At 69.3% G+C, this 15,008-nt stretch carries 14 protein-coding genes; 2 read left to right on the forward strand and 12 right to left on the reverse strand.

The features are described 5' to 3' along the window. Nucleotides 1–141 precede the first annotated feature (141 nt). On the forward strand, nt 142–936 hold the full coding sequence (gene xth, locus A33M_RS07435; RefSeq protein ID WP_008385322.1) for an exodeoxyribonuclease III: 795 nt from the start codon (nt 142–144) through the stop codon (nt 934–936). A 27-nt stretch (nt 937–963) separates the two neighbouring features. Here the strand turns inward: xth and A33M_RS07440 are convergent, their stop codons facing one another. From A33M_RS07440 to A33M_RS07455, 4 genes are all read right to left on the reverse strand, one after another. Further along, on the reverse strand, nt 964–1,320 hold the full coding sequence (locus tag A33M_RS07440; protein WP_008385325.1) for a hypothetical protein: 357 nt from the start codon (nt 1,318–1,320) through the stop codon (nt 964–966). Between the two features lie 110 nt (nt 1,321–1,430). Continuing rightward, a complete protein-coding gene (locus tag A33M_RS07445) occupies nt 1,431–1,799 on the reverse strand; it encodes a hypothetical protein (RefSeq protein ID WP_008385328.1) in 369 nt (122 codons plus the stop codon). Between the two features lie 110 nt (nt 1,800–1,909). Further along, nucleotides 1,910–2,212, reverse strand: a complete 303-nt coding sequence (locus A33M_RS07450) for a hypothetical protein (RefSeq protein ID WP_008385330.1) — start codon at nt 2,210–2,212, stop codon at nt 1,910–1,912. Nucleotides 2,213–2,346: 134 nt separating this feature from the next. Further along, the gene (locus tag A33M_RS07455; protein WP_008385332.1) at nt 2,347–3,234 is read right to left on the reverse strand and encodes a tetratricopeptide repeat protein; all 888 of its coding nucleotides are present in this window, start codon (nt 3,232–3,234) and stop codon (nt 2,347–2,349) included. Between the two features lie 893 nt (nt 3,235–4,127). On the opposite strand from A33M_RS07455, the gene A33M_RS07460 reads away from it, so the two are divergent. Then, nucleotides 4,128–4,793, forward strand: a complete 666-nt coding sequence (locus A33M_RS07460; RefSeq protein WP_083850355.1) for a DNA-3-methyladenine glycosylase — start codon at nt 4,128–4,130, stop codon at nt 4,791–4,793. A 122-nt stretch (nt 4,794–4,915) separates the two neighbouring features. On the opposite strand, the gene A33M_RS07465 is transcribed toward A33M_RS07460, so the two are convergent. The 8 genes from A33M_RS07465 to zwf form a co-directional block, all read right to left on the reverse strand. After that, on the reverse strand, nt 4,916–5,254 hold the full coding sequence (locus A33M_RS07465) for a P-II family nitrogen regulator (protein WP_008385339.1): 339 nt from the start codon (nt 5,252–5,254) through the stop codon (nt 4,916–4,918). Nucleotides 5,255–5,447: 193 nt separating this feature from the next. Continuing rightward, the gene (locus A33M_RS07470) at nt 5,448–8,216 is read right to left on the reverse strand and encodes a valine--tRNA ligase (protein WP_008385343.1); all 2,769 of its coding nucleotides are present in this window, start codon (nt 8,214–8,216) and stop codon (nt 5,448–5,450) included. Between the two features lie 146 nt (nt 8,217–8,362). Then, a complete protein-coding gene (locus tag A33M_RS07475) occupies nt 8,363–9,157 on the reverse strand; it encodes a PopZ family protein (RefSeq protein WP_040619646.1) in 795 nt (264 codons plus the stop codon). Nucleotides 9,158–9,560: 403 nt separating this feature from the next. Further along, entirely contained in the window at nt 9,561–10,946 is a 1,386-nt protein-coding gene (locus A33M_RS07480) for a TolC family outer membrane protein (RefSeq protein ID WP_008385347.1), read from the reverse strand. A 193-nt stretch (nt 10,947–11,139) separates the two neighbouring features. After that, nucleotides 11,140–11,808 (reverse strand): protein-L-isoaspartate O-methyltransferase family protein, encoded by a 669-nt coding sequence (locus tag A33M_RS07485; RefSeq protein ID WP_008385349.1) that lies wholly within the window; start codon nt 11,806–11,808, stop codon nt 11,140–11,142. A gap of 221 nt (nt 11,809–12,029) precedes the next feature. After that, a complete protein-coding gene (locus A33M_RS07490; RefSeq protein WP_008385351.1) occupies nt 12,030–12,668 on the reverse strand; it encodes an MBL fold metallo-hydrolase in 639 nt (212 codons plus the stop codon). Beyond that, nucleotides 12,665–13,447: a 6-phosphogluconolactonase gene (gene pgl, locus A33M_RS07495; RefSeq protein WP_040619678.1), complete on the reverse strand. Its 783-nt coding sequence runs from the start codon at nt 13,445–13,447 to the stop codon at nt 12,665–12,667. The genes A33M_RS07490 and pgl overlap by 4 nt, the downstream gene beginning before the upstream one ends. Nucleotides 13,448–13,460: 13 nt before the next feature. Further along, nucleotides 13,461–14,996, reverse strand: a complete 1,536-nt coding sequence (gene zwf, locus A33M_RS07500; protein WP_008385355.1) for a glucose-6-phosphate dehydrogenase — start codon at nt 14,994–14,996, stop codon at nt 13,461–13,463. Between the last annotated feature and the right edge of the window lie 12 nt (nt 14,997–15,008).

Here is a 15,008-nt window from a genome sequence, read left to right on the forward strand (position 1 = left end):
ACGGCGTTCTATATCATGCCGCCCGGCCGAACGCAGCGGCGGGCTGCGGACATTGCCAAAATGTAATTGATTTACCGGAGCTTGTGACCAGAATGCCGGCACCGGGCGACTCCCGGCGGTGAAGCGGCGAAAAGGCAACCCATGCGGATCGCGACCTGGAACGTCAACTCGGTCAAGCAGCGGCTCGACCACCTGCTCGGCTGGCTCGACGAGACCAAGCCCGACATCGTCTGCCTGCAGGAGATCAAGTGCGTCGACGACGCGTTTCCACGCGAGGCGATCGAGGCGGCCGGCTACAATGTCGCGGTGCACGGGCAGAAGACGTTCAACGGCGTCGCCCTGCTCTCCCGCCGGCCGTTCGACGAGGTGACGCCGGGGCTGCCCGGCGAGCCGGAGGACGATCACGCGCGCTTCCTGGAAGGCGTGGTCTCGAGCGCCGACGGGGTGTTGCGAGTAGCCTGCCTCTATCTGCCGAACGGCAATCCGGTGGAGACGCCCAAATATCCCTACAAGCTGCGCTGGATGGACCGGCTGATCCGTTATGCCGAGGACCGGCTGGCGCTCGAGGAGCCGCTGGTGCTGGCCGGCGACTACAACGTGCTGCCGACGCCGGACGATGTGGCCAATCCCGAGGCCTGGAGCAACGACGCGCTGTTTCTGCCGCAGACCCGGGAGCGGTTCTTTGCGCTGCGGGCGCTCGGCTTCACCGATGCGGTGCGAGCCTCGTCCGACCGCGCCGACCTCTACACCTTCTGGGATTACCAGGCCGGCTGCTGGCAGAAGAACATGGGGCTTCGCATCGACCACCTGATGCTGTCGCCGCAGGCGGCCGACCGGCTGGTCCGCACCGGAATCGACAAGCCGATGCGCGGACGCGAGAAACCGTCCGACCACGTGCCGGCGTGGTGCGAGCTGGACATGCAGGGAAAGGCCTGAGCGGCAGCGCCCCGCGCGGGGGCGCGATCAGTTCAGCCGCTGGATCAGCGCCAACGCGCCGATGCCGGCGACCATCAAGGCCCCGAGCCGCACGGTGAGCTGCAGGCTCAGCCGCTCGATTTTTGCCTCGAGGCCGTCGATCCGGCCGGCGAGCGCAGCGTCACCCTCGCGGATCTTTGCCTCGAGCCTCGTTTCCAGGTTTTCGATTCGACCGTCGAGGCGGCCCTCCAGCGCCGATAGCGCAGCGGCGAGGTCGGTCTTGGTGACGAGCTCGACCATGATGAAGTCTCGGGCCGCCTCGGCATGGGCCTCGGCCTGCTCGCCCGGAATCCCGGCTTCGCGCAGCCGCTTGGAAAATCCGAGCGTATCGAAAGCGAACACCATTGCAATCTCGTGGGTCATCGAAACGACGATGCGCCCGAGAGTAGCACGGCTCGTCTGCCATCCGCAGCGGTGGTCGGTGACGGCCGCCCCTCCGAGTGGTCGCCAAAAAATCAGTTCAGCCGCTGGATCAGCGCCAGCGCGCCGATGCCGGCGACCATCAAGGCGCCGAGCCGCACGGTGAGCTGCAGGCTCAGCCGCTCGATTTTTGCCTCCAGCGCAGCGTCGCCCTCGCGGATCTTTGCCTCGAGCCTCGATTCCAAGCCGTCGATCCGTCCGGCGAGGGCAGCATCGCCTTCACGGATTTTTGCCTCGAGCCGGCCTTCCAGTGCGGAGAGCGCCGCGGCGAGGTCGGTCTTGGTGACGAGCTCGACCATGATGAAGTCTCGGGCCGCCTCGGCATGGGCCTCGGCCTGCTCGCCCGGAATCCCGGCTTCGCGCAGCCGCTTGGAGTATCCGAGCGTATCGAAAGCGAACACCATCTCAATCTCGCGGGTCATCGAAACGGCGATGTGCCCGAGAGTAGCACGGCTCGCCCGGTGGCCGCAGCGGTGGTCGGTGCCGGCCGCCCGTCCGAGTGGTCGCCAAAAAATCAGTGCAGCCGCTGGATCAGCGCCAGCGCGCCGATGCCGGCGACCATCAAGGCGCCGAGCCGCACGGTGAGCTGCAGGCTCAGCCGCTCGATCTTTGCCTCCAGCGCAGCATCACCCTCGCGGATCTTTGCCTCGAGCCGGCCCTCCAGCGCAGAGAGTGCGGCGGCGAGGTCGGTCTTGGTGACGAGCTCGACCATGATGAAGTCTCGGGCCGCCTCGGCATGGGCCTCGGCCTGCTCTCCCGGCATCCCGGCTTCGCGCAGCCGCTTGGAATATCCGAGCGTATCGAAAGCGAACACCATCTCAATCTCGCGGGTCATCGAAACGACGATGCGCCCGAGAATAGCACGGCTGGCAGAACGGCTCGCGCGCCATCCGCAGCGACCGGCCGAAACCGCGAACGGTCACCGGGTCCGACCGCTCGACTGCCGCCCGATCACTCCCGGCGGCCGCCGCGGATCCAGCGCTCGATGTAGGTCAGCGCGGTCGCCCGCTCGTCGTCGGTCGCCTGCTTGAAGGCGGCGGACTGCAGGTCGGTGATCCAGGTCTCCTGCGGGCTCGCCGCGTCGCGCGCGAGCGTCAGCCACATCAGGCCGCGGGCGCCCTGGCGGGGCAGCGATTCGCCCTTGAACAGCATCGCGCCGAGCACCGCCTGCGCCTGATACTGGCCCTTGTTGGCGGCGAGCTGCAGCCACCGCGCGGCGAGCCGCGAGTCCTTCACCCCGCCGGTGCCCTCGAGATACATCCGGCCGAGGTGATACTGCGCATCCGCGTCGCCGAAATAGGACGCGGCATAGGTGAACATCTCGCGGGCACGGTCGGGGTCGGCCTTCACGCTCGACTTCGGGATGCCGTCGAGGAAATAGGTGCCGAGCTGGACGAAGGAATTGGAGACGAAGCGGGCGCGCGGCGTGCCCGGGGCCTCGTCCGCATGGGCGTCGGCGACCTCGCGGAAATACTCGAAGGCACGCAGCTCGTCGCGCTTCACGCCGTCGCCGTCGGCATACATGCGGCCGAGCTTCCACTGGGCGATCGGGTGACCGCTCGAGGCGGCGTATTCGAGCGCGCGCACGCCGCTCTTGGTGTCGCCGGCGAGCAGGGCCTGGGCGCCCGAGCGAAACGCCTCGACGGCGGTGAGCTGCGCGGTCGGCGGCTGCAGCACGTCCGGGCGGATCGTCGAGGAGTTTTGCAGAGGCGATACGCCGCGCGGAAACAGGTCGACGCTGACGGCCGGCGCGAGCTCCGCCGTCGTGGTCCGATTTCCATCGAACGCCCGCGCACCGCCGAGCCCGACACCGAGCCCCACCGCAATCAGCAGGGCCACACCACACACCGTCCGCATGACACGACTTCTCGAACGCGACTGCCGGCCCGCCGGCGGAACCACCGCACGCCGGACCAGATCCTGAGCACAATTCCACAAATGAGCGGACACCGGAGCCGGCACCCGTCCTTGCCGCACGGCCTCCTGCGCGGAGGTTTCCCGCATCGGCGACTCGGCAGCGCGGCCCTCTGCGGCGCGGCCTTCGGCGGCGCTGCGGGCGGCGAGGCGGCGCGCCATACGTGCGGCGAGCCCGGAAGGATGACGCTCGAACACTGGATCCACCCGATCGAAATCCCGATCGAAGCCCTCGATACCGGAAGCCGCCGCACCGTCCCGATGCAGCCCAGAATTGGTCCTCGCGGTCGCGGCCGCAATGTCCTGCGTCGTGATTCGACCGTCGTCGACGGTCACAAATTCGCGATCATCGATGTCGTAGGAGACGGCGGCGTGCGAAGGGCGCGCCGCGGCCCGGCCGCTCCCGGCCGCCGCGGGCGGAGCGGACGTGTCGCCGGCGACGAGCGCTTCGTGCACGCGACCGCTCTCGGTCGAATGCCGACGCAGCTCGATGTCGTCCGTCCTGGCGTCCATCGTCCTGCCGTCCATGCGCGTCACGTCCCGATCCGGTGCTCCGTGCGACGAGAATTCCGTCGGCCCTTTCACGTTCCGGACATGCTCGAGATCGTGTTCGGGTGTGGCGGAATATGGGCGTTTCGCGTGATCGTACCCCCGCTCACGGAAATGTTGGCACGATGTTGCCGGTGTGACACACGTTGTGGCGGGGGATACACGTCGCTGACCCCGGTGAGAATGTTCGCCGAACCGCCTTCGGACTGCGAGCAGTCTCGCGCGAAATGCTCTCCGAACCCTCGAGCACACCGCGCGTAAACGACGAGATGACGAAACCATCCATCAACCGAATCGCGCCGCCCGGCGCGGCCGCCCGAATCCCGGGCTCTCCGGTGCCGCTCTCCCGCGCCTTCTTCGATCGCAGCGTGCATCTCGTCGCGCCCGACCTGATCGGCACGACGCTGCTGGTCGACGGCGTCGGCGGGACGATCGTCGAGGTCGAGGCGTATCACCATACGGACCCGGCGGCGCACAGCTTTCGCGGAAAAACCCCGCGCAACGCGGTGATGTTCGGACCGCCGGGCCACGCCTATGTCTACCGCTCCTACGGCATGCACTGGTGCGTCAACGCGGTGTGCGAGGCGGAGGGCGAGGCGAGCGCGGTGCTGATCCGCGCGATCGCGCCGACCGTCGGGCTCGACCGCATGCGCGAGCGGCGGGGCTGCGAGGACGTGCGGCTGCTGTGTGCGGGTCCTGGGCGGATCTGCGAGGCGCTCGGCATCACGCGGGCGCTCGACGGCCATCCGCTCGACGCGCCGCCCTTCGTCGTCCTCGCCCGCGAAAAACCGGTCGAGATCGTGACGGGGCCGCGAATCGGCATCACCAAGGCGGCCGAGCTGCCGTGGCGCTACGGGCTGAAGGGCTCGAAGTTCTTTTCACGGCCGTTCGAGCCGGCTCGCCGATCGGCACCTGCCCCGCCGAACGAGCGGTGACGAGCGACCGGCCGGTCTTTACGCAGGCGCGCCAACACGCACGCCCGGCCACCGAGGCGCCAGGGGCCCGACGCCCCTGCCCTCGCTCGCCTCACCGCACGGCGCGCAAAAAAGCCGCCGGATCAGAGCGCCGCGACGTCGGTCTCGCCGGTGCGGATGCGGATCGCACGCTCGACGGAGGCGACGAAGATCTTGCCGTCGCCGATCCGCTCGGTGCGGGCCGAGCCGCGGATCGCCTCGATGATGGTGTCGACCTGGTCGTCCTCGACCACCACGTCGATCCGCACCTTCGGCAGGAAGCTCACCGTGTATTCGGTGCCGCGATAAATTTCCTTGTGGCCCTTCTGGCGGCCGTAACCCTTGACCTCGGTGACGGTCATGCCCTGCACGCCCGCCGCCCCGAGGGCGTCGCGGACATCGTCGAGCTTGAACGGCTTGATGACGGCAATAACGAGCTTCATGAGCGATGCTCCACGAACACGAACGGGTGGGTCGGATCCCGGAGGCGGGACGCCGACCAATGGCGGCTCCCGGCGCGAATGCGCGGCGATCCGAACGATACCGCCCACCACGATAGCGACAAACGCCGCAGAATCCTAAGCGAAATGTGGCGCCCCTCCCCGCCTTTCGCGGGCCGGGAGGGAGCGGCCGGGGTCATTCCGCGTCCTTCAGCCGCTCCAGCGCCTCGACGAACTTGGCGCGGCGGGCGACCGCCTCCTCGCGCTTCTCGCGCTCGCCCTCGACCACCTCGTCGGGGGCACGGGCAACGAAGTCCGGGTTGCCGAGCTTGCCGTCGACGCGGCGGATGTCCGCCTCGGCCTTGGCCTGCTCCTTGACGAGGCGGGCGCGCTCGGCGGCGATGTCGATCACCCCGGCGAGCGGGATCGCCGCCACCTCGCCGCGCACCACGAGCTGCACCGAGCCGCGCGGGGTCGCCGCCGCCGAGCCGATCTCGGAGAGCCGCGCCAGCCGCCGGATGAACTCGCCCCAGCGCCCGGCCCGCTCCGCGGTGGCGGCGGAGCCGGTCAGCACCAGCGGCAGCAGGGTCGCCGGCGGCACGTTCATCTCGGCACGCACCGAGCGAATCGCCGTGACGAGGTCGATCACCCAGCCGATCTCGGCCTCCGCCTCCGGATCGTCGAGCCCTTCCGGCGCCGGCCAGTCGGCGAGCGCCAGCATGCTCTGGCGGGCGGCGTTGCCTTCCGCCGTGACGGCCCACAGCTCCTCCGTCACGAACGGCATGAACGGGTGCAGGAGCTTCAGGATCTCGTCGCGGACATGGGCGACCATCGCCCGCGTGCCGTCCTTCTCGGGCCCGTCCGGCCCGGTCAGCACGGGCTTGGCCAGCTCGAGATACCAGTCGCAATAGACGTTCCACACGAAGCGATAGACCGCTCCGGCCGCCTCGTTGAACTTGTAGGCCTCGAGCGCCTCGGTGGTCTCGCGCACCGCGCGCGACAGCTCGTGGCCGATCCAGCGGTCGAGCGTGCTCTCGGCCTTCGCCGGGTCGAAGCCCTTTACCGTGGCGCAGCCGTTCAGCTCGGCGAACCGGCAGGCGTTCCAGAGCTTGGTCGCAAAGTTGCGGTAGCCCTCGACGCGCGACTTCGCGAGCTTGATGTCGCGGCCCTGCGCCGCCATCGCGGCGAGCGTGAAGCGCAGCGCGTCGGCGCCGTAGGCGTCGATCAGCTCCAGCGGGTCGATCACGTTGCCCTTGGACTTCGACATCTTCTGGCCGCGCTCGTCGCGCACCAGCGCATGGATGTAGACGGTCTTGAACGGGACCTCGTCCATGAAGTGAAGACCCATCATCATCATCCTGGCGACCCAGAAGAAAATGATGTCGAACCCGGTCACGAGCACGCTCGTCGGGTAATAGCGCTTCACCTCCGGCACGTCGTCCGGCCAGCCGAGCGTGGAGAACGGCCACAGCGCCGAGGAGAACCAGGTGTCGAGCACGTCCTCGTCGCGCGTCAGGAAGGGCGCACGGCTCTCGGGATCGAGCGCCATGTCGTGGCCTTCCATCGGCGTGATCGCCTCGGTCTCGGCGTAATAGGCGAGCGCGCGGGCGACCGCCTCCTCCTCCGTCTCGGCGACGAACACCTTTCCGTCCGGCCCATACCAGGCCGGGATCTGATGGCCCCACCACAGCTGGCGCGAGATGCACCACGGCTGGATATTTTCCATCCACTCGAAATAGGTCTTTTCCCAGGTCTTCGGCACGAACACCGTGTCGCCGCTCTTCACCGCCTCGATGGCGCGCACCGCCAGCGCCTTGGCGTTGACGTACCACTGGTCGGTGAGGAACGGCTCGATCACCGCGCCGGAGCGGTCGCCGTGCGGCACCATGTGGGTGTGCGGCTCGATCTTCTCGAGCAGGCCGATCGCCTCCAGCCGCTCGACGATCTTCTTGCGCGCCTCGAAGCGGTCGAGCCCGTGCAGCGCGATCGTCTCGCGCAAAGCCTCGGAGACCGGCACGCCGTCGAGAAACGCCTCGTTCTCGGCGAGGTCGAGCCGCGCCTCGGTGTCGAGCACGCTGATCAGCGGCAGGTGGTGCCGGCGGCCGACCTCGAAGTCGTTGAAGTCGTGCGCCGGGGTGATCTTCACCGCGCCGGTGCCCTTCTCGGGATCGGAATAGCTGTCGGCAACGATCGGGATGCGGCGGCCGACCAGCGGCAGCACGACGTATTTACCGACCAGATGCTTGTAACGCTCGTCGTCCGGATGCACCGCCACCGCGGTGTCGCCCAGCATGGTCTCCGGCCGGGTGGTGGCGACGGTGATGAAGGTGTCCTCCATCTCGTCTACCGGATACTGAATGTGCCACAGATGGCCCTTCACCTCGACCTGCTGCACCTCGAGATCGGAGATCGCGGTGAGCAGCTTCGGGTCCCAGTTGACCAGCCGCTTGTCCTTGTAGATCAGCCCCTCTTCGTAGAGCCGGACGAACACCTTCAGCACGGCGCGGGACAAGCCCTCGTCCATGGTGAAGCGCTCGCGCGACCAGTCGCAGGAGGCGCCGAGCCGGCGCAGCTGCTCGACGATGGTGCCGCCCGATTCCGCCTTCCAGGCCCACACCCGCTCGAGGAATTTTTCGCGCCCCATGTCGCGGCGGGACGGCTCCTGGCGGGCGGCGAGCTGGCGCTCGACCACCATCTGGGTGGCGATGCCGGCATGGTCCATGCCGGGCTGCCACAGCACGTCCTTGCCGCGCATGCGCTCGAACCGCACCAGCACGTCCTGCAGCGTGTTGTTGAGCGCGTGGCCCATGTGCAGCGAGCCGGTGACGTTGGGCGGCGGAATGACCAGGCAATACGGCGCGGCCTTGCGGCGCTCGGGGCGGCCGGCGCGGAACGCCTCGGCGTCCTCCCAGGCGGCGGAGATGCGGTCCTCGATGGCGGCGGGCTGGTAGGTCTTCTCGATCATCTCGCGGGTTTCCGTGGCAGGAGCGGTACAAAGCGCCGCGGCCCCCGGCGTGTCAACGCCCGGTCCCGTGTCGCTCGCGTCGCGTCCATGGGTTCGGTGGGTTCGTGTCGGTGGCGGGCCGGCGGCCGCTCGAAGCCTCCGGCCGGTCAGCTGCGGCCGCGCGACACGCGCTCGATCTCGGCGCGCACCATCCGCTCGACCATCTGCGGCAGATTGTCGTCGAGCCACGCCTTCAGCATCGGCCGCAGCATCTCGCGGACCAAATCCTCGAGGGTGCGGGCGTTCTGCACCAGGACGGTCTGGGCGAGCGTGTTGAAGGCGGAATCGATCGCCGCCGAGCTCGCGGCCGACAACAGCGGGCCGTCGCTGCCCGAACGGCCGCTCGAATGGCTACCCGGATGCCCGCCCGAATGGCCGCCCTCCGCCGCGTGCGGGCGAGGCTCGGACGACTGCTCCGCCGGCCGCTCGGCGGCGCGCGGCGCGGGCTCCGGCTTGTCGTCCCAGCCGGGCTCGCTGAACATCACGTCCGGCTTGCCGTCGATCGTGCGGAACGCCGGACCGGGGGTGCGCATCGCCTCGGTCAGCTCCAGGATGTCCTCGGACGGCGGCGGGGGCTCCTCGGCCTTCGGCGGCTCGGGCTCCGGAGCGGGCGCGGGCTCCGGCTCCTCCGGCTCGGGCGCGGCGTCGAAGCTCGCGAACAGGGCGTCGATGTCGTCCTGGCTGTTGGTGGCGGACGGGTCGGAGGCGGTCGGCGGCGGCGCCGGCTTGACGGCCGCCGGCTTGGACGCCGCGCCGGGTGCGGGACCGGGTGCGGGCGCCTCGGCCGCCGGCGCGGAGGGCTTCGCCGCGGCCTTGCCGGTATCGTCGTCGGCGATGATCCGCCGGATGGAGGCGAGGATCTCCTCCATCGACGGCTCTTGAGCCTTGGCCGGTTGGTTCATGCGCTTCGTTCCCGCTCCCGGGCGCTCCGGACGTACCGATGGCCGGACGATCGCCTCGACGTCGACCCCGCTCGGTCACTCGAACGGCGCCTGCGCCCGAAACGCTCCGGACCTCGACGCGAAGCGTATCTCACGCGACCCTTGACCCGGTTCGACGACGCTCGAGAACGCTCCGAATCCGACGAATCATCGCCGCTCGGCTCTGCCGAGTATGGAGACGGGGCGAGGATACGCAAGCAAAGTAAAGGTTTTACGCCCACTTCATTGTGTCCGCGAAAAACTCGCGCGAGTTTCGTGGACCGCTTTTCTCCTGCGTCGTCCGAGCGGGCCCGTTCTCGGCCCCGCCCGAAGCTCGGTCCGCCCTCTGCCCGCCGGGCCCGGGCCGGACCGATCCGGCCCGCGTTCAGCGCCCGTCCGGGGTGCGCACGCCGGCCCACGAGTCGCGCACCTGCTGATAGTGCGTCATCGGGTCGTAGAGCGAGGTCGGCAGCCCGAGCACCGGCGGCGACAGCCGGCCGACCGCCGCGAGCAGCGAATAGGAGGCCACCACCCGATCGCGCTGCGCCGTCACCAGCGCCACCCGCGCATTCACCAGTTCCTGCTGGGCGTTCAACACGTCGAGCGTGGTGCGCTGGCCGACCCGGGCCTCCTCGCGCACGCCGTTGAGGGCGATCTCGGCCGCCGACACCTGGGCCTGGGTCGCCTCGATCTGCGCCTTGGCCGCCTCGAGCTGGCCCCACGCCTGCACCACCGTCGCCTGCGCCTGGTCGCGCGCGGTCTCGAGGTCGAGCCGCCGCTGCGACAGCGTCTCCTTGGAGGCGCGGATCGCGGCGTGGGTCTGGCCGCCCTGATAGATCGGCACCGAGAGCTGGCCGATCACCGAGGCCGAATACTGCTCCGAAACGGTCGGGCTGACGTCCCAATTCTTCTGGATGTTGGCCTGCGCAGTGAGGGTCGGCAGCAGCGCGCCCTCGTTGATCTTCACCTGCAGCGCCTGCACGTCGATGCCGAACATCGCCGCGGTGACGTTCGGGTTCTGCGCGCGGCCGCTGCCGATCGCCCCCGGCAGGCTGCGCGGCGACAGCCGATCGACCGGCGAGGCGGCGGCGAGCTTGCCCGGCTCCACGCCGATCACCTGGCGATAGGCCGCCTTGGAGGAGACGTAGTTCGATTCGGCGGCCGACACCTGCGAGCGGCCGGCGGCCAGCCGCGACTCCGATTGGGCGACGTCGGTGCGGGTCACCTCGCCGACCGAGAAGCGGTCGCGGGTCTGGCGCAGCTGCTCCTGCAAGACCTCGACGTTGCGCCGCTGGAGATCGAGAATCGCGCTGTCGCGCAACAGGTTCATGTAGGCGGTGGCGCCGTTGAGCAGGACGTTCTGCTCGATCAGCCGCAGCGTCTCGCGGGCGGCCGACACCTGGCCCTCCGCCTGCCGCACGCGATTGCCGGTCTGGTAGCCGTTGAACAGCGTCTGGGTGCCGGTGATGCCGATCCCGCGCGGCGTGAAATTGTCGTCGATTTTATAGGACTGACCGCTGCTGACGCCCTTGTAGTCCGTGTACTGCTGGCCGAGGGTCGCCGTCGCGGTGATGTTGGGCCGGTAGCCCGACAGCGCCGACGGCACGTTCTCGTCCGTCGCACGCACGATCGCCCGCTGCGCGTTGAGCTGCGGATTGTTGCGATAGGCCTGAGCGAGCGCCCCCGGCAGCGTGTCGGCGCGGGCAGGGCCCACCATCCCGATCGCCGCCATCAGTGTGATTGCCGCGGCAAAACCTCGCCGCTGTGTCATCCCCCCCATCATCACGGTCCCCAACGTCGAATACGCAAACACGCCCCTCGGTCCCGTGCCGCCGGCTTTACCAGCGAGCGACGCCACAGGGATGATGGCGGGACGATAAAAACTGCGGGAGGACTTTGGAACCCCACTCTCCAAAAAGATGCAGGGTGGCGCATTCGAGCCACAGCCGGGGCGGTAATATCCCCTAGAAAACAAAGGCCGGAGGCTTGGAGAAGGCGGGCAGCGGGGTGGCCACGGCATCGAACACCGGAACGCCCGCGACATCCTGCCCGACCCGCCGCCAAAGGGTCGCACGGCCGACCGGACCGATTCCCACGATGGCGATCAGCCGCCCCCCCTCGCGCAGCTGCGACAGCAACGCCGGCGGCATCTCCTCGACCGCTCCCTCGACGACGATCACGTCGTAGGGCGCCTGCGCCGGCCAGCCGTCGGCGAGCGGCCCGCACACCACGGACGCGTTGGTGACGCCCGCTTCGCCGAGCAGCTTGGCTGCCGCGGCGGCCACCGATTCGCTCTCCTCGAGCCCCACCACCTTCGCCGTCGTGCGGGCGAGCAGCGCGGTGGTGTAGCCGGTGCCGCAGGCCACCTCGAGCACCTGGTCGGTCGGGGCGAGGTCGAGCGCCTGCAGCATGCGGGCGGTCACCATCGGCTTGAGGGCGCAGCGGTGGGCGCCGCCCGGGCCGAGGCTCGCCACCGGCAGGTCGCCGTCCATGTAGGCGAGCGCCGCCTTGGCCGGCGGCACGAAATGCTCGCGCGGCACGGCCAGCATCGCCTCGATCACCCGCAGGTCGGTGACGCCGTTCGGGCGCACCTGATTGTCGACCATTTTTCGACGCGCGGCTGCAAAGTCCATGATGTTTCGCTCCGGCCCGCCCAGTGCTCCGCGACGTCCGCCCGCCGGACGTGACGCCCGTGTTGTGGAGCACGCCCCCCCAAAAGGCAAGGCAGGCACGAGTGCCGGGCACTCGTGGGCACTCGTGGGCACTCGTGCCCTCTCCCTCGGGTCCGGATGCCCTCGCCTGCCCCGAGGTCTGGGGACGCGGTCTCGGGACGAGGTCTCGGGCGACCAAAAAATCAGCGCAGGAAGGGATTGGTCGCCCGCTCCTGCCCGATGGTCGAGGCCGGGCCGTGGCCGCAGATGAAGGTGACGTCGTCGCCGAGCGGCAAGAGCTTCTCGGTGATCGAGCGCATCAGCGTGTCGTAATCGCCGCCCGGCAGGTCGGTGCGGCCGATCGAGCCGTGGAACAGCACGTCGCCGGTGATGGCGAATCGCTGGTCCGCGGCGACGAAGGCGACGCTGCCGGGCGAATGGCCGGGACAGAACAAGACGTCCATCGCCATGTCGCCGACCGTCACCTCGTCGCCCTCCCCCAGCCAGCGGTCGGGCGCGACGTTGCGCACGCCCTCCAGCCCGTAGGTCCGCCCCTGGTCGACGAGCCGCGCGAGCAGAAAATCGTCGGCCCGGTGCGGCCCCTCGATCGGCACGCCGAGCTTTTCCTTCAGCTCCGCCGCCCCGCCGGCATGGTCGATGTGGCCGTGGGTGAGGAGAATGCGTTCGACCACGATCTTGGTCTCGGCGATCGCCGCCTCGATCTGGTCGAGGTCGCCGCCCGGATCGATCACCACGCCGCGCATGGAGGGCTCGGTCCACAGGAGCGTGCAGTTCTGCTGAAACGGCGTGACCGGGACGATGGCGGCACGGAGCGTGGTCATGAAAGGTCCTTGCTTGCAGGCGGCGGGTCGGGCGCCGCGGCACGGTCGGCCAGAACGGTGAACGCGCCGTTCGCATGCGCCCGTCCGGCCGGAAGGTCTTCGCCGGCGAGGATGCGGGCGAGCGGGTCGCGCTTGTCGGCTCCCGATACCACGAACAGCATCGCTTTCGTCGAGGCGAGCGCCGGCAGCGTGAGGCTGACGCGCGGCACGAACGGGGCGAGCCCCGCCTCCGGCACGCCGACCACCAAACGGTCGGTGACCTCCACCGCGGGCTTGCCGGGAAACAGCGAGGCGGTGTGGCCGTCGCCGCCGAGCCCCATCAGCACGAGGTCGAACAACGGTTTTTGCGGATCGAGGGCGCGCGCGCAAGCGCCAGCGCTCCCGCCGTGTCTCGAGGCGTAGAAGCGAACGAGGTCGTCCTGGTAGGCCTTCGCCGCCGCCTCCAGGCTTTTCACGTCGGTGGGAACGGCGTGGATGCGCTCGGCCGGCACGCCGAGCGGCTCGAGCAGCGTTTCTCGCGCCTGCCGGGCGTTGCTGCGAGAATCGTCGGCCGGCACGAACCGCTCGTCGCCGAAGAACCAGTGCAGTCGCGCGACCGGGATGCGCGCCCGGTACGGCGCCTCGGCGAGCCGCCGATAGACCGGCAAAATGGTCGAGCCGCCGGTGAGGCACACCGCGCCGCGCTCCCCCACGTTTTCGAGCGCCGCGGCGATCCGCTCCGCCGCAGCCTCCACGAGCGCCGTTTTGTCGTCGAGGACGACGAGGTCTTCGGCCTTCATCGGAAACACCCGCTCACTCGATCGGCCGCCAGCGGCGGCCGTGGTCGCCGATCAGGCGGTGCGCCTCCTCCGGCCCGTCGCTGCCGACCCGGTAGCTCGCGAGCCCGTCCGCGCCGGCCTCCTTCCAGGCGTCCAGGAACGGCTGCACCGCCCGCCATGCCGCCTCGATGGCGTCGGCACGCTGAAACAGGATCGCGTCGCCGATCATGCAGTCGTAGATCAGCGTCTCGTAGCCGGTGCTGGGCGCGATGTCGAAATAGTCGCGGTACTGGAACCGCATGTGCACGCCGTCGAGGTTCACCGTGGGACCCGGGACCTTGGCGTTGAACTGCAGCGAGATACCCTCCTCCGGCGCGATTTTTACCGTGAGGAAGTTTTCCGCGAGGTGCTCCACCGGCGTCCGGCGGAACATCGCGAGCGGCGCCTGCTTGAACTTGATCGCCACCTCGCTCGAGCGGGCGCAGAGACCCTTGCCGGTACGCAGGAAGAACGGCACGCCGGCCCAGCGCCAGTTGTCGATCGCGAGCCGCATCGCGACATAGGTCTCGGTGGTGGAATCGGGCTTCACGTTCGGCGTCGCCAGATAGTCGGGGACGTCCTCCTCGCCGATCCGGCCGCCGAGATACTGCGCGCGCACGGAATTTTTCAGCGCCTCCTCCGGGCCGATCGCCTGGATCTCGTCGAGCACGGCCGCCTTCTCGCCGCGCACCGACTTCGATTCGAACCGCGAGGGCGGCTCCATCGCGATCAGCGACAGGAGCTGAAACAGGTGGTTCGGCACCATGTCGCGCAGCGCGCCGGTGGCGTCGTAGAATTTTCCGCGGCGGCCGACCGGCAGGGTCTCGGCGACGGTGATCTGCACCTGGTCGACGTGGTCGCGGTTCCAGATCGGCTCGAACAGGCCGTTGGCGAACCGCATGACCATGATGTTCTGCACCGTCTCCTTGCCGAGATAGTGGTCGATGCGAAAGATCTGGTCCTCGTCGAACACCGCCAGAAGCTCGCGATTGAGCGCCTGCGCCGAGGCGAGGTCGGTGCCGAACGGCTTTTCCACGATCAGCCGGCGCCACGGCCCGTCGCCGCCGTTGGCCCGTTCCTCTTGCCGGGCGAGGCCGGCCTCGCCGAGCGCGCGGGCGATCGGCGCGAACGCGGTCGGCGGCGTCGCGAGATAAAAGAGCCGGTTGCCGCGGGTGCCGCGGCGCTCCTCGATCGCCTCGAGCTTGTCGCGCAAGCGGTCGAACGAGCCGGGCTCCTCCGGGCCGCCCTGCACGAAGCTGACGCAGGCGAGCAGCCGGTCGATCACCTCGGGCTCGGTCTTGCGCGTCGCGAATGTCTCGAGGCCTTTGCGCAAGCCGTCGCGAAACGAGTCGGTCGTGTGCTCGCCCCGCCCCACCCCGACGATGGAAAACGCCTCCGGCAGCAGCTTTCCGGCGGCGAGATTGTAGAGCGCGGGCACCAGCAGGCGGTGGGTGAGATCGCCGGTGGCGCCGAACACGACGAAGCAGCAGGGGTCCGCCGGAACGATCCGGCCGTCGTTCTTCGCCGTCATCCGTTCACCTTC

This window comes from Rhodovulum sp. PH10 (assembly GCF_000293785.1).
Lineage (GTDB): Bacteria > Pseudomonadota > Alphaproteobacteria > Rhizobiales > Xanthobacteraceae > Rhodoplanes.

Excerpts from the sequence above, each read along its gene's own strand:
- A33M_RS07465 (WP_008385339.1), bottom strand. The coding sequence starts at position 5,254 with ATGAAGCTCGTTATTGCCGTCATCAAGCCGTTCAAGCTCGACGATGTC.
- A33M_RS07480 (WP_008385347.1), bottom strand. The coding sequence starts at position 10,946 with ATGACACAGCGGCGAGGTTTTGCCGCGGCAATCACACTGATGGCGGCG.
- A33M_RS07485 (WP_008385349.1), bottom strand. The coding sequence starts at position 11,808 with ATGGACTTTGCAGCCGCGCGTCGAAAAATGGTCGACAATCAGGTGCGC.
- pgl (WP_040619678.1), bottom strand. The coding sequence starts at position 13,447 with ATGAAGGCCGAAGACCTCGTCGTCCTCGACGACAAAACGGCGCTCGTG.
- A33M_RS07440 (WP_008385325.1), bottom strand. The coding sequence starts at position 1,320 with ATGGTGTTCGCTTTCGATACGCTCGGATTTTCCAAGCGGCTGCGCGAA.
- A33M_RS07475 (WP_040619646.1), bottom strand. The coding sequence starts at position 9,157 with ATGAACCAACCGGCCAAGGCTCAAGAGCCGTCGATGGAGGAGATCCTC.
- A33M_RS07450 (WP_008385330.1), bottom strand. The coding sequence starts at position 2,212 with ATGGTGTTCGCTTTCGATACGCTCGGATATTCCAAGCGGCTGCGCGAA.
- A33M_RS07460 (WP_083850355.1), top strand. The coding sequence starts at position 4,128 with ATGACGAAACCATCCATCAACCGAATCGCGCCGCCCGGCGCGGCCGCC.
- zwf (WP_008385355.1), bottom strand. The coding sequence starts at position 14,996 with ATGACGGCGAAGAACGACGGCCGGATCGTTCCGGCGGACCCCTGCTGC.
- A33M_RS07470 (WP_008385343.1), bottom strand. The coding sequence starts at position 8,216 with ATGATCGAGAAGACCTACCAGCCCGCCGCCATCGAGGACCGCATCTCC.
- xth (WP_008385322.1), top strand. The coding sequence starts at position 142 with ATGCGGATCGCGACCTGGAACGTCAACTCGGTCAAGCAGCGGCTCGAC.
- A33M_RS07490 (WP_008385351.1), bottom strand. The coding sequence starts at position 12,668 with ATGACCACGCTCCGTGCCGCCATCGTCCCGGTCACGCCGTTTCAGCAG.
- A33M_RS07445 (WP_008385328.1), bottom strand. The coding sequence starts at position 1,799 with ATGGTGTTCGCTTTCGATACGCTCGGATACTCCAAGCGGCTGCGCGAA.